Origin of the sequence: Micromonospora sp. NPDC005171, from assembly GCF_040608575.1 — a bacterium.
In the GTDB taxonomy this organism is placed as follows: domain Bacteria; phylum Actinomycetota; class Actinomycetes; order Mycobacteriales; family Micromonosporaceae; genus Micromonospora.
On the sequence record NZ_JBEXIM010000015.1, the window covers coordinates 1 to 19251 of the forward strand.

At 72.3% G+C, this 19251-nt stretch carries 20 protein-coding genes; 10 read left to right on the forward strand and 10 right to left on the reverse strand.

Going from position 1 to position 19251, the window contains the following annotated elements; translation table 11 throughout:
- Together ABZU74_RS19135 and ABZU74_RS19140 are read right to left on the reverse strand one after the other, a co-directional pair.
- The coding region (locus tag ABZU74_RS19135; protein WP_355425372.1) for a hypothetical protein at positions 1 to 828 on the reverse strand (828 nt) is incomplete at its 3' end.
- A 26-nt stretch (positions 829 to 854) separates the two neighbouring features.
- Positions 855 to 2213 carry an MFS transporter gene (locus ABZU74_RS19140; RefSeq protein WP_355425375.1) on the reverse strand — a complete coding sequence of 453 codons (1359 nt, stop codon included), beginning with the start codon at positions 2211 to 2213 and terminating at the stop codon, positions 855 to 857.
- Positions 2214 to 2276: 63 nt separating this feature from the next.
- Between ABZU74_RS19140 and ABZU74_RS19145 the strand changes: the two genes are divergently transcribed.
- The 3 genes from ABZU74_RS19145 to ABZU74_RS19155 are packed head-to-tail and all read left to right on the forward strand — an operon-like array spanning position 2277 to position 5135.
- Entirely contained in the window at positions 2277 to 2918 is a 642-nt protein-coding gene (locus ABZU74_RS19145; protein ID WP_355425704.1) for a TetR/AcrR family transcriptional regulator, read from the forward strand.
- A 55-nt stretch (positions 2919 to 2973) separates the two neighbouring features.
- On the forward strand, positions 2974 to 4314 hold the full coding sequence (locus ABZU74_RS19150) for an NAD(P)-binding domain-containing protein (protein ID WP_355425378.1): 1341 nt from the start codon (positions 2974 to 2976) through the stop codon (positions 4312 to 4314).
- Positions 4311 to 5135, forward strand: coding sequence for an SDR family NAD(P)-dependent oxidoreductase (locus ABZU74_RS19155; protein WP_355425381.1), 825 nt, complete (start codon positions 4311 to 4313; stop codon positions 5133 to 5135). The genes ABZU74_RS19150 and ABZU74_RS19155 overlap by 4 nt, the downstream gene beginning before the upstream one ends.
- Positions 5136 to 5145: 10 nt before the next feature.
- On the opposite strand, the gene ABZU74_RS19160 is transcribed toward ABZU74_RS19155, so the two are convergent.
- Entirely contained in the window at positions 5146 to 5796 is a 651-nt protein-coding gene (locus ABZU74_RS19160) for a LysE family translocator (RefSeq protein WP_355425383.1), read from the reverse strand.
- Positions 5797 to 6027: 231 nt separating this feature from the next.
- On the opposite strand from ABZU74_RS19160, the gene ABZU74_RS19165 reads away from it, so the two are divergent.
- Both ABZU74_RS19165 and ABZU74_RS19170 read left to right on the forward strand, forming a co-directional pair.
- Complete coding sequence (locus tag ABZU74_RS19165; RefSeq protein ID WP_355425385.1) at positions 6028 to 6513, forward strand: DUF1992 domain-containing protein; 486 nt, start codon at positions 6028 to 6030, stop codon at positions 6511 to 6513.
- 32 nt (positions 6514 to 6545) lie between these two features.
- Positions 6546 to 7085, forward strand: a complete 540-nt coding sequence (locus ABZU74_RS19170; RefSeq protein WP_355425388.1) for a GNAT family N-acetyltransferase — start codon at positions 6546 to 6548, stop codon at positions 7083 to 7085.
- A gap of 3 nt (positions 7086 to 7088) precedes the next feature.
- Here the strand turns inward: ABZU74_RS19170 and ABZU74_RS19175 are convergent, their stop codons facing one another.
- Complete coding sequence (locus tag ABZU74_RS19175) at positions 7089 to 7664, reverse strand: maleylpyruvate isomerase N-terminal domain-containing protein (RefSeq protein WP_355425391.1); 576 nt, start codon at positions 7662 to 7664, stop codon at positions 7089 to 7091.
- Positions 7665 to 7767: 103 nt separating this feature from the next.
- On the opposite strand from ABZU74_RS19175, the gene ABZU74_RS19180 reads away from it, so the two are divergent.
- The gene (locus tag ABZU74_RS19180; RefSeq protein WP_355425394.1) at positions 7768 to 8751 is read left to right on the forward strand and encodes a helix-turn-helix domain-containing protein; all 984 of its coding nucleotides are present in this window, start codon (positions 7768 to 7770) and stop codon (positions 8749 to 8751) included.
- Between the two features lie 13 nt (positions 8752 to 8764).
- Here the strand turns inward: ABZU74_RS19180 and ABZU74_RS19185 are convergent, their stop codons facing one another.
- Genes ABZU74_RS19185 through ABZU74_RS19205 form a run of 5 tightly spaced genes read right to left on the reverse strand, consistent with a single transcriptional unit; the run spans position 8765 to position 14713 of the window.
- Positions 8765 to 9241 carry a hypothetical protein gene (locus tag ABZU74_RS19185; RefSeq protein WP_355425396.1) on the reverse strand — a complete coding sequence of 159 codons (477 nt, stop codon included), beginning with the start codon at positions 9239 to 9241 and terminating at the stop codon, positions 8765 to 8767.
- Between the two features lie 34 nt (positions 9242 to 9275).
- Complete coding sequence (locus ABZU74_RS19190) at positions 9276 to 9746, reverse strand: maleylpyruvate isomerase N-terminal domain-containing protein (RefSeq protein ID WP_355425399.1); 471 nt, start codon at positions 9744 to 9746, stop codon at positions 9276 to 9278.
- A 39-nt stretch (positions 9747 to 9785) separates the two neighbouring features.
- The gene (locus ABZU74_RS19195) at positions 9786 to 11585 is read right to left on the reverse strand and encodes a serine hydrolase (protein WP_355425402.1); all 1800 of its coding nucleotides are present in this window, start codon (positions 11583 to 11585) and stop codon (positions 9786 to 9788) included.
- An 11-nt stretch (positions 11586 to 11596) separates the two neighbouring features.
- Positions 11597 to 12886 carry a DUF1343 domain-containing protein gene (locus ABZU74_RS19200; RefSeq protein WP_355425405.1) on the reverse strand — a complete coding sequence of 430 codons (1290 nt, stop codon included), beginning with the start codon at positions 12884 to 12886 and terminating at the stop codon, positions 11597 to 11599.
- Between the two features lie 9 nt (positions 12887 to 12895).
- A complete protein-coding gene (locus ABZU74_RS19205; RefSeq protein ID WP_355425408.1) occupies positions 12896 to 14713 on the reverse strand; it encodes a glycoside hydrolase family 3 protein in 1818 nt (605 codons plus the stop codon).
- Between the two features lie 240 nt (positions 14714 to 14953).
- On the opposite strand from ABZU74_RS19205, the gene ABZU74_RS19210 reads away from it, so the two are divergent.
- Genes ABZU74_RS19210 through ABZU74_RS19220 form a run of 3 tightly spaced genes read left to right on the forward strand, consistent with a single transcriptional unit; the run spans position 14954 to position 17482 of the window.
- Positions 14954 to 15895: an ABC transporter ATP-binding protein gene (locus tag ABZU74_RS19210; protein ID WP_355425707.1), complete on the forward strand. Its 942-nt coding sequence runs from the start codon at positions 14954 to 14956 to the stop codon at positions 15893 to 15895.
- 14 nt (positions 15896 to 15909) lie between these two features.
- Positions 15910 to 16668, forward strand: coding sequence for an ABC transporter permease (locus tag ABZU74_RS19215; protein WP_355425411.1), 759 nt, complete (start codon positions 15910 to 15912; stop codon positions 16666 to 16668).
- A 31-nt stretch (positions 16669 to 16699) separates the two neighbouring features.
- A complete protein-coding gene (locus ABZU74_RS19220) occupies positions 16700 to 17482 on the forward strand; it encodes an ABC transporter permease (protein ID WP_355425414.1) in 783 nt (260 codons plus the stop codon).
- Positions 17483 to 17498: 16 nt separating this feature from the next.
- Here the strand turns inward: ABZU74_RS19220 and ABZU74_RS19225 are convergent, their stop codons facing one another.
- A complete protein-coding gene (locus tag ABZU74_RS19225) occupies positions 17499 to 18362 on the reverse strand; it encodes an NmrA family NAD(P)-binding protein (RefSeq protein ID WP_355425417.1) in 864 nt (287 codons plus the stop codon).
- 85 nt (positions 18363 to 18447) lie between these two features.
- Here ABZU74_RS19225 and ABZU74_RS19230 point away from each other — a divergent pair, with 85 nt between their 5' ends.
- The gene (locus ABZU74_RS19230) at positions 18448 to 19164 is read left to right on the forward strand and encodes a TetR/AcrR family transcriptional regulator (RefSeq protein WP_355425420.1); all 717 of its coding nucleotides are present in this window, start codon (positions 18448 to 18450) and stop codon (positions 19162 to 19164) included.
- The last annotated feature ends 87 nt before the right edge of the window (positions 19165 to 19251 follow it).

A 19251-nucleotide genomic window follows, 5' to 3' on the forward strand; every position in this document is an offset into this window, starting at 1 on the left:
CTGCTCGCGCGCCCGGGCGGCGTCGGCGGCCTCCGCGCGGGTCCGCGCCGCGTCGGCGCGGGACTGCTCAATCTGGCGCCGGACGTCCTGCACCTCGGCCTGCCACCGCCCGGCCCGCTCGGTCGCCTCGGCGGCGGCCCGGGTGGCCCGTTCGGCCTCGGCGCGCAGCGCGTCGCGTTCCACGCTCAGATCGGCCACCCGCTGCCGCTCGGCGTCGCGTTGCGTGCGCAGGTCCCGCACCTCGGCGCGGGCCTGGTCCCGGTCGCGCTCGGCCTGGGCGCGCAGCGCCTCGGCGGCGCTGGCGTCGTGGCGCGCCTGGTCGCGGGCGGCCTCGGCGTGCCGCGCCCGTTCGTCGGCGGCGGTGGCCTGCTGGTGTGCCTGCTCGGCGCGTTGGCGGGCGTCGTCGGCCTCGGCGCGGGCGTCACGGGCCTGCTCGCGGGCGCGCGCCGCGTCGGCCGCCGCGGTCTCGGCGTCGTCGCGGGCCTCGTCGCGTTCGGTCTGCGCCGCCGCGATCTCGGTGGCGGCCTCCGCGCGGGCCTGGGCGAGCTGCCGCTGCACACCCACCGGGGACAACTCGGCGTGCAGCGACTCCGTCAACGTCTCGACGATCTGGTCGAGCCGATCCACCGCCTCCCAGGTGCGGGCCACCTGCCCGGGCAGACCGGGGGCGTTGCGGTGCCGCATCCGGCTGTTGCGGGAGGCGCGCTGGCAGGCGCCGTCGTTGTCGCGGCAGTAGCGAAACGGTCGACCCGCGCCGACACGCTGCGGCACCGGCCGTCCACAGTGGGCGCACGGGCGGGTTTCGGTGGTGCTGGGCTGGGCGTCCATCGAGGGCGAAGTCTAGTGCCGGCGAATCAGCTCGTCGCCCGGGCCGTCGCGTCCAGGGTGTAGCGGCGTTGCAGCAGCAGCGCCGCGAGCATCGCCACCGCCGGCAGCAACCCGAAGCCGTAGCGGACCGCCGCTAGCGCGGCGTCCGGCTGCACCGGCGACTCACCGGCGCTCGAGGCCACGAAGCCACCCACGGTCAGGCACAACGCGTACGCGTACGGGCCCAGGGCCGCGCCGGTGGCCTCGGTGGCCGTCCACACCCCGGTGTAGGTGCCGGCCCCGGTGCCGCTGGCGTTGCTGGCGGCGCGGATCACGTCGGGCAGCATCGAGAACGGCAGCAGCTGCATGCCGGCGAACGCCACCCCGAGCACCGCCACCGCGCCGATGAGCACCGGCAGGCCGGCCGGGCGGCCCACCGCCAGCACCAGCGAGCCGGCGGCGAACGCGCCCTGCGCGCCGAGCAGCGCCCGCTGCTTGCCGACCCGGCGCGCCATCACCAGCCAGGCCGGGGTGACCAGCAGCGCCGGCGCCACGAACGCGGCCACCAGCACCGTGGTCAGGCCGGGCGCGCGTAGCTCGTACTCGGCGTAGTAGGGCACCCCGGCGAGCACCAGGTGGGTGGTGGTGGACATCGCCAGGTACGCGGCGACCAGCCACCGGAACTGCGGGTCGCGCAGCGCCGTGCGCAACGCCCGCCACCCACCGTGCCCAGGCGCGGTGGTCACCGGCGCGGACCCGCGCAGCCGGGCGATGCCGGCGACACCGACCAGCATGGCCGCGAGCATCCCCACCGCGAGGACCACGCCCATCCGCTGGTAGCCGCCGCGCGTCGCGGCGTCGCCGCCGGTGAGCAGGGGGGCCAGCAGGCCGGACACCAGGATGCCCAGGGTCAGCACCACCATCCGGAAGGCCATCAGCCGGGTGCGTTCGTGGTAGCCGATCCGCAGGTCGGCCGGGGTGGCCAGGTAGGGGACCTGGTAGGCGGCGAAGAGCAGGTTGCCGGCGATGAAGAACACCGCCACCCACGCGGCGGCCGGCCCGCCGGTCAGGCCGCCGGGCACGGCGAAGAGCGCGGCGAACGCCACCGGCAGGGCGCAGCCGAGCAGCAGCAGGCGACGCCGGTCGCCGCGTCGGGTCTGTTCGACGTCGGCGCGGTGCCCCACCCAGGGGTGCAGCAGCACGTCGGCGATCTTCGGCAGCAGCAGCGCCAGGCCGGCCAGCCACGGCCCGACGGCGAGCACGTCGGTGAGGAAGTAGAGCAGCAGCAGGCCGGGCACTGTCACCCAGATGCCCATGCCGAGCGAGCCGGCGGCGAAGCCCGCCAGGGGGCCGCGCGGCAGCGTCGTGTCGAGGGCGGCCGCGGGCCGCCGGTCCAGCCCGGTCATCGCCGCATCCTCTCCGCAATCCAACGGTTGCTGGATTCTAGGGGCAGAATGACGGTCATGACCATGCCCCGCCGCCGCCCGGGTCGGCCCCGCCGCGACGAGACCCGGCCGACCCGCGAGGTGGTGCTCACCGCGGCGACAACGCTCTTCGCCGAGCGGGGCTTCGACGCCGTCGGGCTGCGGGAGGTCGCCGCAGCCGCCGGGGTCGACGTCGCCACCGTCGCGCACCACACGGGTACGAAGGCAGCGCTCTACGACGCGTGCTTCGCCCGGGTGTTCGCCGCCGAACGGGACGTGCTGACCGAGGCCGCCGAGCAGGCCCGCGCCGCTCTCGACGCGGGCCCCGGCGCGGCGCGACGGGCCCTGCACGAGTTGGTCGACGTCTTCGTCGACTTCCTGGAGGACCGCCCCGAGACCACCGCGCTGTGGCTGCGCCGCTGGCTGGAACCGCAGCGGCACGCCGAGCTCGACACGCGCTATGCCGACCCGTTGTACCGGCTGGTCGCGGAGCTGCTCACCGCCGCCGCGGCGGCCGGCGCGCTGGCCGAGCCGACCCCGCACATCACGGTGCGGAGTCTGGTGTGGGCGACGCACGGGCACGTGGTGGCGTTGGCAGCGGGTGCGCCCGGCGCTCGGGAACGGCGCGAGTTCCGGGCGTTCGTGCATCGCCTGCTGGACGGGCTGTACGGATCACCGACCCCTTGACGGGCCGCCGCCGCGCGACGATTATCCATCAGACGTTGGATTAGTGGGGGCGGCAATGGGCGTACCACAGCGGGTGGCGGTGATCGGGGCCGGCGCCGCCGGCCTCGCCGCGATCAAGGCACTACGCGACGCCGACGTGCCGGCTGTCGGCTTCGAGGCCGCCGAGCAGGTCGGCGGCCTCTGGGTGTACGGGGCACCTGACTCGCCCGCGTACCGCACGCTGCACCTCAACACCAGCCGTGGTCGCACCCAGTTCGCCGACCACCCGATGCCCACCGACTGGCCCGACTACCCCGATCACCGTCGCGTCGCCGGTTACCTCGCCGACTACGCCGCGCGTTTCGGGCTGGCCGACACCATCCGGCTGCGCCACACCGTCGAGCGGGTCACCCGGAACCGCACCGGCACCTGGACGGTGGCCGCCAGCGGCTCGACCGGCACGGTCGAGGTCACCGTCGACGCCGTGGTCGTCGCCAACGGGCACAACCGGGTGCCCCGACTGCCCGACCCCGGGTACCCCGGCACCTGCACCGCCGAGCAGATGCACAGCCACGACTACCGGGGCCCGGAACAGTTGGCCGGCCGGCGGGTCCTCGTCGTCGGCGGCGGCAACTCCGCGATGGACATCGCGGTGGACGCGTCGTACGCCGCCAGCCGCACCCTGCTGTCGCTGCGCCGGGGCGTCTGGGTGGTGCCGAAGTACCTGCTGGGTCGCCCCTCGGACACCCTCAACGGGGCGTTGGCCCGTCGACTGCCGTGGCGTCTGCGCCAACGCATCAGCCAGACGATGCTGAGCGCCACCGTCGGCAACCCCGCCCGCTACGGGCTGCCCACGCCGGCGCACGGTTTCCTCCAGGACCATCCGACGCTCTCCGACGGGTTGCTGTCGCGGCTGACCCACGGTGACGTCGAGGCCCGACCCGGCGTCGCCGCCCTGGACGGCGAGCGGGTGGAGTTCACCGACGGCCGCAGCGAGAGCGTCGATCTGATCATCTGGTGCACCGGTTATCGGGTGGACGTCCCGTTCCTCGACCCGGCGCTGCTCGCCGGGGGCGCCGACACCCTGCCGCTGTACCGGCACGTGTTCCACCCCGACGCCCCCGGGTTGAGTTTCGTCGGGTTGATGCAGTCCACCGGTTCCGCGTTCCCCCTGGTCGAGGCGCAGGCCAAGCTGATCGCGGCGCACCTCGCCGGCCGGTACGCGCTGCCGGACCCGCAGCGGCAGCGCGCCGTGTGCCGGGCCGAACTGCGGGCCGCTACCGCCCGCTGGGGTCAGCACCGCCCGGCGATGCGGGTGGACTTCGACGTCTACCTGGCCGAGTTGGCCCGGGAGTTGACCGCCGGGACCCGCCGCGCCCGCTCCGGTGCGGCGTCCTCGGTGGGGGCACCCCGGTGAGGGGTCGGTCCCTGGCCGGTCGGCGGGTGCTGGTCACCGGGGCGAGCGGGACGTTCGGCCGCCATCTCGGCGCCGCGCTGGGCGCGGCCGGCGCCCGGGTGGTGGGGCTCGACCTGCACGCCCGCCCCGACGACGAGGTGCCGGTGCTCGGCTGCGACCTGACCGACCCGGACGCGGTACCGGCGGCGGTGCGGGCCGCCGTCGACCGGCTCGGCGGGCTCGACCTGTTGATCAACAACGCCGGGGTCGGTGGTCCCGCCCCGGCCGAGTTGCCGCCCGACGAGGTGGTCCGTCGGCAACTGGAGGTCAACCTGCTCGCCGCCTGGCGCACCACCGCCGCCGCGCTGCCCCCGCTGCTCGCCGCACGCGGACGGGTGATCTTCGTGGCCAGCCGGATGGCGGTGCTGCCGCTCCCGCTCGCCGCCGCGTACGGGGTGAGCAAACGGGCAGTGGTCGCCTACGCCGACGCGCTGCGGCACGAGGTCGGCACCCACGTCGGGGTGAGCGTCGTCTACCCCAGCATGGTCGCCTCACCGATCCACGACAGCACCGCCGAGGCCGGGCTGTCCCTGCAAGGGGTGTCCCGCCCCGAGCCCGTCGAAGGGGTGGTCGCGGCGATCCTGCGGACCGCCACCGCCCGGCGGGCGCCCCGGGACGTGGCGACCACCGCCCGCGGCCGGTTGGAGATGGCCGTCGGCCGGCACACGCCCGCGCTGGCCGATCGGCTGGTCCGCCGTACCCTCGCCGCCCGGCTCGCCGCCGGTGACCTGGACGCCGCGCCGCTGGCCGCCGGGATGGTCGACCGCCACCGGGGGCGGTGACCGCCCAGGGTCAGGGCGTGGCGACGGCCGCGCGCGAGCGGTCGGCGGCGATGCGTACGGCCAGTGCCGCGAGCGCGGTGCCGGTCACCCACCGCTGCACCCGCAGCCACACCGGCCGGCGGGCGAAGAACTCCGCGAGGGCGCCGGCGCTGAGCACGATCAGCGCGTTCACGCTCAGCGCGACGACGATCTGGGTCAGCCCGAGCAGCAGACTCTGTGTCGCCAGGTGCCCGCGGGTCGGGTCGATGAACTGCGGCAGCAGCGACACGTAGAGGATCGCGATCTTCGGGTTCAGCAGGTTGGTGACCAGGCCCATGGTGAACAGCCGCCGGGGCGGGTCCGGTGGCAGCGGCGTGGGGGCGAATGGTGAGCCTCCGCCCGGACGCAGCGTCCGCCAGGCCAGCCAGAGCAGGTAGCCGGCACCGGCGAGCTTCACCACCGCGTACAGCGTCGGCACCAGGACGAAGACGGTGGCCAGGCCGGCGACCGCCGCCGCCAGGTAGACGCCGAAGCCGGCGGCCACCCCGAGCAGCGAGATCAGCCCGGCTCGGCGGCCCTGCGCCACCGAGCGGGACACCAGGTAGACCATGTTCGGGCCGGGCGTGAGCACCAGCCCCAACGCCACCAGCGCGATGCCCAGCAGCGCACCCGTACTCACCACGACGATTCCCCCGTTCGTTGGACCCCACACCGACCGTAATCGGGATGAACGTCCCGACCCAGGGCCACCTCACCGGCCGTGGCCTGCGATCCGGGATGATCCGCTCGTGTTCGGCGCGACCCGGCAGCACCGCGGCGGGAATGCTCGCCGTCGCAGGCGCGCTGACCCCTGACAAGTGCGCGTCGCCGGGCGGACGCGGCGCGTTACGGTGGCCAGGGGAGGTGCCGCAGGGTGAGCGAGGCGTGGGAAGCGGCAGTGGAGTCGCAGATCCGGGGAGCCGTGCAGCGCGGCGAGTTCGACGACCTGCCCGGCATGGGCAAACCGATCCCCGGCCGTGGGATGCCGTACGACGAGTCGTGGTGGATCAAGAGCTTCCTGGAGCGCGAGGCGCTCCCCAGTGACCTGCTCCTGCCCACGTCGCTGCAACTGCGTCGCCGCGTCGAGCAGGTGCCCGACGAGGTCCGTCACCTGCCCACCGAGCGGTCCGTCCGCGACTTCGTGGCGCAGCTGAACGCACAGATCGTGGCGTGGCTGCGCAACCCCGACGGTCCCCGGGTCGTGGTGCGGCCGGTGAACGCCGATGACGTGGTCCGCCGTTGGCGCGCGGAACGGGCCCGGCCCGAGGTCACGACGACCGCCACCGGACCGGCGACCGTTTCGGCACCGCCGCGGCGGCCCCGCCGCAGCTGGTGGCGACGGTGGCGCCGACGGGGCTGACCCCGAGGCCACCACCACGGCAGACTGTGCCGATGCTGATCGAATCGCGGTCACCCGACATGCCCTCGACGCCGGGGGTCGCGCTGCGTCAGTGGTGCGCCGGCGACCTGGATGAGCTGGTGCAGGCGTACCGGGATCCGGTGCTGCGCCGCTGGACCAGAACTCCGGTCACCACCGCCGCCGAGGCCCGGCGGTGGTTGGACGGCACAGTGCGGGACTGGGCCGACGGCCGGCGGTACACCTTCGCCGTCGTCGAAGAGCGGGCCGACGGCGCTCGGCTGGTGGGCAACGTGGTGCTCAAGGGGGTCACACCGCAGCGCCCGGCGCCGGAGGTGGGTTACTGGACGGCGTCGTGGGCGCGCGGTCGCGGCGTCGCCCCCCGCGCGGTCACCGCGCTGAGCCGCTGGGCGTTCGACCGTTTCCCCGAGGTGGCGCGTCTCGACCTGTTGCACCAGGTGGACAACGTGGCGTCCTGCCGGGTGGCGCAGAAGTGCGGCTTCGTGTTCCAGGAGGTGTTGCCGGCCCGGCCGCCCTTCCCGCTCGACGGCCACCGGCACGCCCTGCACGCCTAGTCGTCAGTCCACCCTGGCCCGCCAGCTCCAGGAGGTGCGTCTCGCCCGGCCGGGCAGCTCACCGCGGCCGGTCATCCAGAGCAGCACCTCGGGTGCCGCACCGGCCGGTGCGTCCGGGAAGAGCCGGCGCAGCACCAGCGTGCTCAGCCGCTGCGGCGGCTGCCACGGCACACCGAGGCCGAGGGTGATGTCGTGGGTGTGCAGCAGGGTCTCGGCCACGCCCATGGCGGCGAAACCAGCCGGATCACACGGGCCGAAGTGCCAGGCCCGCGCGTCCGGTTCGGCGGCGTCGACGGCGGCGGCGAGCAGACCGGCGCAGGCCCGCACCACTGTGAGCACCTGCGTCGGGCTCGCGTCGGGAGAGACCCGCAGGTCGTACGGTAGGTAGCCGTCGTCCGGGCGGCCGGTGACCTGCCCCGCGTAGGCGAGGAGGTCGTGCGCGACGTGCGCCGCGGTGGTCCAGCAGCTCCAGCTCAGCGGGCCGGCCGGCACCGACCAGTCGCGGTCCCGGTGTGGCAGCAGCACCCGGGTCATTTCCTCGGCCGCCTCCCGCAGGTCGGCGCCGGTCACCGCAGACATTCGCCAACCCGCGCGGCAGCACCGGGCGTGGAAATCCCGTCATGGGTGAAGAGCGTCGAGGCGTGCAAGAATCCATCCTCGCAGGTGGGGGGAGGCGAGCGGAATGTTGCCCAACATGGTGGTGGACACGACGGTGTTGCCTCCGGCGGACAGGTTCGCGTTCTGGTATGCCCTGGTCGCCCAGGAGACGGCGCCAGCGCACATCAGCAGCGGCCACCTGGACAACTTCGTCGCCTACGTCCAGGCCATCGATCTCGGTCGCATTCGGATGACTTCGCTGCGGTACCCGTCGCTGGACGCGATCCGCCCCACCAAACTGGTTCGCAGCGCCGAGGGGGACGTGTACCAGCTCACGCTACCACTGACCGGTCACAGCACCCTGATCCAGGACCGCGCCGAGTCCACGCTGGAACCCGGCAAGCACTTCACGCTCCTGGACCCCGCGCGGCGGCACGTCGCCCGGCACCGCGCCGACGGCGCCGGTCTCGCCACCACGATCACCGTGCAGATACCGCACGCGGCGCTGCCCCTGGCGCCGGACCGGCTGCGTCGCCTGCTGGCCACGCCGATGCCGTCGCACCTCGGCGTGGGCGGACTGTTGGCCCACCACCTGCGGAGCATCGCGGCGCACCCGGAGCAGTTCGAGCCGGCGCAGGCCGAGATTCTGGGTGGGGTGGCGGTGGACCTGCTCACCGCCGTGCTCGCGCAGTACCTCGACATCGAGGACACCCTGTCACCGGAGGCCCGGCACACCACGCTGCGGGCCCGCGTCGTCGATTTCATCGACCGCCACCTCGACAGCGACGAGCTCAACCCGAGTAGCGTCGCCGCCGCCCACCACATCTCGCTGCGGTCGCTGCACCGCCTGTTCGAGGCGGAGGCGACGACGGTTGCCGAACTCATCCGCTCCAAGCGTCTGGAGCAGTGCCGGCGTGATCTCGGCAACCCGCTGCTGCGGCAGCCGGTTCATGTCATAGCCGCCCGCTGGGGTTTTCCGGACCGGGCCCACTTCAGCCGCCTCTTCCGTGCCCACTACGGACGTTCACCGCAGGAGTACCGGATGGGCGTCGCTCGCCAGAATGGGTGACCGCGGCCGACCGCTACCGCCGCCGGTCGGTCGGATCGTCCTCGACGAAGTCACTGACGGCGGCGCGGATGCTCTCGCCGTACGGGTCCTCGGGTAGCCGCACCAGGTGTTCGCGGGCGCGGGCGAGGTGCTCCCGGGCTAGGCGGACGTTGCCCAGGCGTCGGTGGCAGTCGGCCAGGTTGAGGTACAGCGACGGCAGGAACGCCTGGACCTGGAGCGAGGGTAGGTATTCCTGGGCGCGTTCGTCGGTCAGCTCGGACACGGCGGCCAGGGCTCGTTCGTCCCAGGCCAGTTCCGCCTCGGTGGTGTCCTGCAGGTCGGCGAGGTAGTGCGCCAGGGTGCAGCGGTGCAGGGCGTCGCCGGTGGGGCCGAGCTCGTCCCACACTGCGGTGAGCAGTTCACGGGCCCGGGCAGGCGCGCCGCTCTGGCCGAGCTGGACGGCCTTGATGATGCGGGTCATGGTCGGGTCGGCGGTCGCTTGGTCGCTCATGTCGCCGATGGTCGGGCCTCAACCCGGTCGAGGGTCAAATTGCTCTCGAACCCCTACAGCAACCCGGATTCAGCGGTCGGGGCGGCTGCCATGGCACGCCGAGGCCGAGGGTGATGTCGTGGGTGTGCAGCAGGGTCTCGGCCACCCCCGTCGCGGCGAAGCCGGCCGGGTCGCAGGGACCGAAGTGCCAGGCTCGCGCAGTCGCCGGCGCGGCGTCGACGGCGGTGGCGAGCAGCCCGGCGTAGGCACGCACCACGGTGAGCGCCTGCGCCGGGCTCGCGTCGGGGGAGACCCGCAGGTCGTACGGCAGGTAGCTGTCCCTGGGGCTGGCGGTGACCTGGCCGGCGTAGGCGAGCAGGTCGTGCGCGACGTGCGCGGCGGTGGTCCAGCAGCTCCACGTCAGCGTGCCTGCGGGCACGGCCCAGTCGCGCTCGCGGTGCGGGTGCAGCACCCGCGTCATCTCGTCGGCCGCCCCGAGCAGGTCGGCGCTCGTCACCACTGGCATCCGCCGACCCTCGCAGGGGCGCTCCGATGGTGCAACGTCTCAGCTCCGCGCCGGTGACCACCCGTCGGCGACGAACCGGGAGGCGTCGGCACCCTCGCCGGAGAAGAGCATGCCGTGCCGGTCCGCCGCTACGACCCGGTCGACGTAGACGCCACGCCCCTGGCCGGAGCCGTCGGTGCTGCTACTGAATCGCAGGTGGGTGGCCTGATCGGGCAGCGCCACCGTGACCTGCCACCACACCCGACCCCCGTAGCCGGTGACCGTGCCGTCGGCGCTCCACCGGCGGGCGGCGTCGCGGAGCTGCATTGTCGCCGGCGCCCAGGTCTGACCACCGTCGGTGGAAACCTCGAATCGCGCGCTGTCGAAGCGGGGCTCGGTGTCGTACCAAAGCAGGAAGCTCGCCGCCCCGCCACGGCCGGGCCGACGCAGCGGCGCCGTGAGCGTGCTCGTCGCGGAGTCGCGTGGGTCGGCCCGCCAGGCGCTGGCCGAGCGCGGCCGTACCGGCATCGCCTCCGCGAGGTCACGCGCGACGGCCCGTCGGGCGACGTTGTTGCTGCCCCAGCCCCGGTCCGGGTGCACCCGGTTGCTGAGCATGACGACGAACGAGTGGGAGAGCGGGTCGATGACGATCGACGTTCCGGTGAAGCCGGTGTGCCCGAAGGCCACCGGAGAGGAGAGCCCCATCATGTACCAGTGCTTGTTCAGCTCGAAGCCGAGCCCGCGGTCGCTCTCCGGGTAGGCCGACTCGAGCGGCGCGTTGTGATTGACCAGCATCGCGCGCACCGTTTCCGAGCGCAGGATCCGCCGGCCGCGGTATTCGCCGCCGTTGAGCAGTGACTGGCAGAGCACGGCCAGGTCCGCGGCCGTGGAGAAGACCCCGGCGTGCCCGGCCACTCCGCCGAGCGACCACGCGTTCTCGTCGTGCACCTCACCCCACACCATGCCGCGTCCGGCGTACGGCTGGTATTCGGTCGCGGCGATCCGCGACCGCCGCTCCGGGCCGGGGTTGTAGCCGGTGTCGGTCATGCCCAGCGGCCCGGTCACGCCGTCGCGGACCAGGTCGGCCAGCGGCCGACCGGTTACCCGCTCCAGCAGGACGCCCAGCGCGATCAGCCCCAGGTCGGAGTAGACGTACTGGCTACCGGGCGTTGCCCCGGCGGTGAGCGGCGTGGCGAGCGCGGCGGCGAATCGCTCGGCCGGTGTCGGGTACCTGCTCCACAGTGGTGTGAACGCGGGCAGACCCGATGTGTGGGTGAGCAGCATCCGCACGGTGACCGCCGCCTTGCCGCCGGCGGCGAACTCCGGGACGTACCGGACGACCGGCGTGTCCAGCTCCACCCGCCCCCGCTCCACCTGCTGCATGGCGACGATCGTGGTGAACAGTTTCGACACCGACGCCAGGTCGAAGATGGTGTCGCGCCGGGTCGGGATCTGCTGGTCGGCGGGGAGTTCCACACCGACCAGGTCGGGCGGTGGCCCAACTGCGGAGTACTTCACCGCGCTGCCCACGGCGGCGTGCTCAACGATCACACCGTCCTTGGCAGCCAGGACCACCGCGCCGGCGTACGCCGGGTAGCCGGGGTGCTCCGGGGTCGGCTGGAGATACGCCGCCAGGTCGGCGGGCAGGCGATCCACCTGGTTGGGGAGCAGTCCGACCTGGCGAGCGCTGCCGCGCCGCAACGTGTCGTGACGGAACTGGATGTCCGCGGGGGTGACGGTCGGCGGACCGGACGTAGGTGTCGCGGCGACGGCCCCGGTGGTGGGCAGCACCGTGCCCAGGATCACCAGACCCAGGCCGAGCGCGAGTGAGCGGAGCGGACGACGGGTCGACCTGGTCATGACCGCACTCCTCAGTAGAGCAGGTAGGGCCGGCGACGCCGGTTGAAGGTAACCAACTCCTCGGCCCAGGCGCCGACGACGTCGTCCACGTCAGCTCCGGCATCAATCTGGGTCCGCAGTCGCGGCGACCCGGTGAGCTTGTCGATCCAGTACGGGCGCACGGTGTCCCACGAGTCGCGTCGCCAGGCGAACGCCGGGTACCTGTGCGCCTCCACGAGCATGGCCACTCCGGTGCGGATCGGGTCGTACACCGCCGGGTCGACGACCTTGACCTCGACGCCGGCGCAGAGCTTGTTGAGCAGGTCCGGCTTCTGCCCGGCCGCGGTCGGCGAGAAGTACGCCTCGCGGAACTCGACCCCGGGCAGGTTCCGGGCGTTGAGCCGGTCACCCCAGTGGTGGTCGAAGTCCGTCGCCAGCCCGCCGATCAGCTCGAACGGGCGGCACGTGCCGCGCCCCTCGGTGATCGAGGCGACACCCTCGAACAGCCCGGTGCCCGGGTAGACCAGAGCGGTGTCCGGGGTGGGCATGTTCGGGCTGGGCATCACCCAGGGCACGCCGGTGTCGGCGGCGAGGGCGTCGCGCTTCCAGTGCCGGCACCGCACCACATGCAGGTCGACCGGTCGTCCCGTCTCGGCCGGCAGGAACGTGGCGTTGAAGAACCGGGCCAGCTCTCCGACGGTCATCCCGTGCTGCTGAATGATCTCCTTGAGACCCACGCCCGAGGTGTACGGGCTGGTCATCATCGGCCCGTAGGCCCGCCCGCCGATCGGGTTGGGCCGGTCCAGCACGACGTAGCGTTTGCCGACCCGGGCGGCGGCGACCATCGAGGTGTACATCGTCCAGATGTAGGTATAGAAGCGGACTCCGACGTCCTGGATGTCGAAGACCACCGTGTCCACCCCGGCCTCGGTGAACATCGCTTCCCACCGGGTCTGCGAGGCGCCGTACGCGTCGTACACCGGGATGCCGGTGCGTGCGTCGACGCCGGTTCCCTCGCTGCCACCGGCCTGGGCCGAGCCGCGGAAGCCGTGCTCGGGGCCGAACGCCGCGACCAGTTGCACCCGACCGGAGCCGTGCATCAGGTCGACGAGATGCCGGTAGGACGCATCGACGCCGGTCGGGTTGGAGATGACGCCCACGCGCTGACCGGCGAGTTCGGCGAACCCGGACGACACCAGCTCGTCGAGGCCGGTGCGGACCCGACGGTCACGGGAGTTGGCCGCCGCCGGTCCGACACCGAGCGTCCCCGCCCCCAGCGCGCCCGCACCGACCGCGCCGACCAGGAAATTCCTCCGCTGCATGCTTGCCTCCTACCAGCTCAGGCCGTGGCCGTAGGGGTAGAGCACGGAGCCCGTCCCCTCGGCCGTGGGGATCGTGACGGGCAGCCGTCCGCTCGGGGACAGTTCACCGTGCAGCGCGCGGACGAGGGCGTCCATCGCCGCGCGGGTGTACGAGTACGTCGCCAGGTAGGTGGTGACACCCGGCAGGTACGCGATGTCGTACGGGTCGCGGACGGCCACGACGACCACGGGTTTCCCGGCACCGAGCAGCGCCGCGACGAGGCGCTGCTGGGTGGCTCGCGGGTCGGTGACGGCGGTGTCCCACGCCTTGTTCACGAGCACGACGGTGAGGTCGTGCTCGGCGGCCTGGCTCGCCGTGGCGGTGATCGTCGCGTCGGAGGGCAGGGTCGCCGGTCGGGCGGTGACGCGGGCACCACGCGTGGTGAATCCGGCGGCGACCGTCGCGACCGGGGCGAAGGCGGCGCTGTCCCAGCCGGTGATCAGGACCGACCGGTCGGCGTGGGGCAGGGGTAGCACTCCGGCATCGTTGCGGACGGCGGTGAGCGTCGGGTCGGTGACCTGGGTGACGGCGGCAAGGTGCTCCGGAGCGCCGACGGTCCGGACGGCCTTCTCGACGTCGACCAGCGGCGAGCGGGCAAGTCCCTGGCGATACTTCACGCCGAGGATGCGCCGGACCGACTCGTCGATCCGACGCTCGGTGAGCTCGCCGGTGGCGACGGCCCGCAGCACCGCGTCCCGCGCCAGCGCGAGATTCGGCGGCATCAGGAGCTGGTCGGCGCCGGCCTTGAGCGCCAGTACGGGCACCCGCTCGTCGCCGTACTTCGCCCGCACGCCAGCCATGTTCAGCGCGTCGGTGACGATGACGCCCCGGAAACCGAGCTCGCCGCGCAGCACGCCGGTGAGGATCGTCGGCGACAAGGTCGCGGGGTCGCCGGACGGGTCGAGCGCCGGGACCACGATGTGCGCGGTCATGATCGTGTCGACACCGGCGCGGATGGCACGCTTGAACGGCGGCGCGTCGATCCGATCCCACTCGGCGCGGCTGTGGTTGATCACCGGGAGACCGGTGTGGCTGTCGGTGGCCGTGTCGCCGTGCCCGGGGAAGTGCTTCGCCACGGCGGTCACCCCGGCCCGGTCCTGGAAACCGGTGACCTGGGCGGCGGTGAGGTCGGCCACGAGGGTGGGGTCGGCGCCGAAGGACCGCACGCCAATCACCGGGTTGCCCGGGTTGACGTTGACGTCGGCGATCGGCGCGTACGGCTGTTGGATGCCGACGGCGCGCAGCTCGCGTCCGGTGACCTCCGCCGCCGTCCGGGCGGCCCGGGGCGACCGCCCCGCGCCCAGCGCCATCGACCCGGGGAACTGGGCGGCGGGGGAGGGCATTCGCACCACCGCGCCCTGCTCCTGGTCGGTGGAGATGAGCAGTGGCACCCTGCCCTTTGCCCCGTCGCCACGGGCAGCCCTCTGCAGTCCATTCGAGAGGATCGCGATCTGCCGGGGGCTGTCCAGGTTGTGCGACCAGGAGAAGTAGCAGACGCCGCCCAGGTGGTACCGCTCGATCACCTCGGCCGGCGTCTCCACACCGAAGGCGGCGAGGTTCGCGGTCCGGTCCGCGGCGCTGGGGTCCGTGGCGTCACCGCCGTAGACGTAGGTGGCGAAGAGTTGTCCGACCTTCTGCTCCAGGCTCATGTGTTGCAGCGTCGACGTGACCCAGCCGTGCTCGGCGGTCGAAGGGCGCACCGGCGTGGCGGCCTGGGCAGGCAGGGGAGCGAGAGTGGCCGCCAGTGTGGCCGCCAGGGCGGTCGCGGTAACGAGTCGGGTCTGCATAGACGCCTCTCAGTCCGGGTGGCTGAAACTTAGCTACACGTCAGCCGCCAGTCAAGAAGACAACCTACGGATTGCCGCCGGCCGACACGGGAGGCTCTCGGGAGTGTGCTCGAACTGTCGTGAACGGACACTCGGCGCAGAGTCAGGAAATTACAAAGCTTTGCTCGAATCTTGCAGAGCGCTGTTCGTGATCGGTAAGCTGCCGTGGTGAGCGAGCATCCGCTGGTCGAGGCGAGAGATCTGACCAAGGTCTATCCACCGCGTGGGTCCACAGCGGAGTTCCGTGCCGTCGACGGCATCGACTTCACACTTGAGCGCGGGGAGTCCTTCGGGCTTCTCGGCCCCAACGGCGCCGGCAAGTCGACCACCATGCGGATGATCGCCGCGACGTCGCCGATCAGCGGCGGCAGCCTGCGCGTGCTGGGAATGGACCCGAGGACACAGGGGCCGGAGATCCGCGCCCGGCTGGGCGTCGTCACGCAGGACGACCACCTGGACAACGAGCTCACCGTGCGGGAGAACCTGCACATCTACGGGCGATACTTCGGCCTGCCGAGGGCCGTCATCCGGGACCGCGCGACTCGGCTGCTCGACTTCGCCCAGCTGCAGGAGAAGGCCGGCGACCAGGTCGAGACGCTCTCCGGCGGCATGCGCCGGCGGCTGACCATCGCCCGTTCCCTGATCAACGAACCGGACATCCTGCTGCTCGACGAGCCGACCACCGGCCTCGACCCGCAGGCCCGACACGTCCTGTGGGACCGGCTCTTCCAGCTCAAACAGCAGGGCGTCACGCTCATCCTCACCACGCACTACATGGACGAGGCCGAGCAGCTCTGCGACCGGCTCATCGTGGTCGACCACGGCCGCATCGTCGCGCAGGGCTCACCCCGGGAACTGATCACCAGGTACGCCACCCGGGAGGTGCTCGAACTCCGCTTCCGCCTCGACGAACGGGACACCGCGGCGGAGAAACTTCGTACGTCGGTGCTGGCCACCGGCGGCAACGACACCGACGGCCGGGTCGAGCTGCTCCCCGACCGGCTGCTCGTCTACACCGCCGACGGCGAGGCCGCCCTCGCCACTGTGCACGCCATGTCGCTCACGCCGCTCACCGCACTGGTCCGCCGCGCGACGTTGGAGGACGTGTTCCTCAAGCTCACCGGCCGATCGCTCATCGAGTAGCAGGGGAGACCACTGTGCTTCGTGTCTTCCGATACTGGATCACGCTCTACCGGCGCACCTGGCGCGGCACGATCGTGATCAACGTGCTGAACCCGTTGCTGTTCCTCATCGGCATCGGTGCCGGCCTGGGCGCCCTCGTCGACGACAACGCGCCGGCCCAGATCGCCGGCGTCTCCTACGCCGCGTTCTTCGCCCCGGGCATGCTGGCCGCCGCCGCGATGCAGAACGCGTTCCTGGAAGGGTCCGCGGGGGTCGCCCGGGCTGCGGGCTTCGGGGCGTACCGCAGCGCGACACCGACGCCGCTGAGGCCGGAGCAGCTCGCCGCCGGGCACCTGCTCTTCATCACCTTCCGGGTGCTCATCGCCAGCGGCGCCTTCATCGTGGTGATGGCCGCGTTCGGGCTGATCAGGGGGTGGTGGGCGCTCGGCGCCCTGCTCGGCGCGACGCTGACCGGGGTCGCGTTCGCGGCACCCGCCGCCGCGTGGGCGGTCGGCGTCCGCAAGCTGCGCCAGATCGACACGGTGTTCCGCTTCGTCATCATGCCCCTCTACATGTTCTCCGGCACCTTCTTCGCTGTCTCGCAGCTACCCGAGTGGATCCGACCGGTGTCCTACCTGCTGCCGTTGTGGCACGGGGTGGAGCTGTGCCGCACGCTCAGCCTCGGCACGGCGACGATCGTCGGCAGCTCGGTCCACATCGCCTACCTGCTGGTGCTCGCGATCGGCGGCTTCCTGGCCGCCCGGGTCACCTACCGCCGACGGTTGCGCCCGTGACGGCCCACGCCCAGCGCCTCGGGGAGACACCATGACCACCATCGCCGTACCGGCCTGGACCAGACGCCGGGCCCTGGCGCTCATCGAACGCAACTTCATGATCTACCGCCGGTCGGTCACGCCGCTGCTCAACGCGCTCGTCGAACCGATCCTGTACCTGCTGTCGATCGGCGTCGGCGTCGGGATGCTCGTCGGCACCGTGCCCGGCGTCGACGTGCCGTACGCCGCCTACGTGGCCCCGGCGATCCTGGCGACCACGGCGATGAACACGGCGTTCAACCAGACGAGCTTCGGTGTCTTCGTCCGGATGCGGGTCGAGAAGACCTACGAGGCGATCCTGCCGACGCCGCTCTCCGTCACCGACATCGCCGTCGGCGAGGTGACCAGCGCGATGATCAACGCGCTGTTGACGTCGGTCGGGTTCCTCACCCTCATGGCCGTGGGTGGGCTGGTCACCTCGGCCTGGGTGCTGCTGGCCCTACCGGCGTCGCTGCTGATCTCGTACGCGTTCGCCGCCGGCGGCCTGGCCGTGACCACGTACCTGCGCGACTTCCCCGACTTCCAGTACATCCAGCTGTTCATGCTGCCGATGTACCTGTTCGCGACGACGTTCTATCCCCTGTCGGTCTATCCGGAGGCGGTGCGGCCCCTGATCCAGGCACTGCCGCTCTACCACAGCATCGAGTTGGTCCGGGAACCCGCGTTGGGCCACCTCGGCTGGGACCTGTTGATCCCGGTGGCCTACCTCCTCGCGTTCGGCTCGCTCGCGATGTACGTCGCCACCCGTCGAATGACCCGGGCGATGCTGCGCTGACCGGCTCGCCAGCGTGTCAGCGCTGGGCGACGATGGCCTCGACCACCGAGCGGACGGGGGTCGGGCGGTGACCGATGACTGTCTCCAGCGTCGGATCGGTCACGGCGAACTCTCCTTCTCGCGCCGCGCGGTACATGCCGAGTGTGAAATCGGCCGCGGCCGCGGGCATGCCTCGCTCGATGGCGGATGCCCGCCACGCGTCGTCATCCACGACGACACGTTCGACGGTGCGGCCCGTGATGTCGCTGAGGATGGCGGCCACCGCTTCGAGGTCGAGCGTCTCCGACGCGGTCAGCGGTGCCGTGACCCCATCGAGCAGGCCCTCCTCGGTCAGGGCGACGGCTGCGGCCTCGGCCAGGTCGGCGTGCGCGGTCCAGGACACCGGACCGTCCGCCGGTGCCACGAGTCGACAGGTCTCCAGCGCCGTTGCGATGGAGAGGCTGAGCGTGCTCGCGTAGAAACCGTTGCGCAGGGCGGTGAAGGGAACCCTCAGCCCGGCCAGGTGCTCCTCGGTCGCGGCGTGGGTGGGCTGGGGGGCAAAGAGCGAGCCCCTGGAGGCGGCCTGGTGGCTGGTGTACAGGATCCGTTTGGCTCCCGCGGCGCGGGCGGCGTCGATGGCGGCGCGGTTGGCGACGAGCGCACCGGGCCCGCGGATGGCGGCGGACACGATGAGGACCTTGTCGGCACCCTCGAAGGCGTGTCCCAGCGTGGCCGGGTCGGTGAAGTCTGCGGCGCGCACCCGCACTCCACGCTCGACGAGGCTCGCGGCCCTGTCGACGTCGCGCACGCTCACGCCCACGGTGTCGGGTGGCAGCCGGTCGAGCAGCCGGTCGACGATCTGGGATCCGAGCTGACCAGTGGCGCCGGTGACGACGATCATGACGAACACTCCTTGTTATCGGCGTTACGGCCGGAACGTTAGCACTGATATTCCGTGGTTAACAAGGCGCTGTTAGCATCGGTTCATGCTGACGACGCAGGACACCGCATCCCGCGACGACGTCCGTGCGGGCATCGTCGCGGCAGCAACACGGCTGCTGCGCGAGAAGGGCGCGAACGCGGTGACAACCCGCGCCGTCGCCCAGGCCGCAGGCGTGCAGGCACCAACCATCTATCGCCTCTTCGGCGACAAGGACGGCCTCATCGACGCCGTTGCCGAACACGTGATGGCCAGCTACGTCAGCGGCAAATCGATCGCAGCGGACGCCGCGACGGGCGACCCCGTCGCGGACCTGCGCTCCGGATGGCGCGCGCACGTGGAGTTCGGCCTGACAAACCCCGAGCTGTATGCGCTGATCGCCACCCGGGGGAGCGGCGCACCCTCGCCGGCGACGGTCGCCGGCCTCGACGTGCTACGTCGCCGCGTCCGGCGACTCGCCGCAGCCGGTCTCCTCCGGGTCGACGAAGAGCGCGCACTCCTGATGATCCACTCCGCCGGCAACGGAACCGTCCTCACGCTGTTGGGAATGCCCACCGACCAGCGCGACCTCGGTCTGGGCGAGGCCATGCTCGAAGCCGTGCTGACCAGCATCCTGGCGACAACTCCGGCGACACCCGACACCACCACCAACGCGGTCGCGGTGACCTTTGCGACGGTGCTGCCCGACCTCCCAGGGCTCACCGACGCCGAACGCGCGCTGATGGCCGAGTGGCTGCACCGATCGCTGACTCACCCGACGTGATCGCATGGCGGGGAAACCAGTCGACGGGACCGTGCTCGGGGATATAGCTTGCAGGTGACCGCGACACCGCCCGAGGAGGTGAGACCC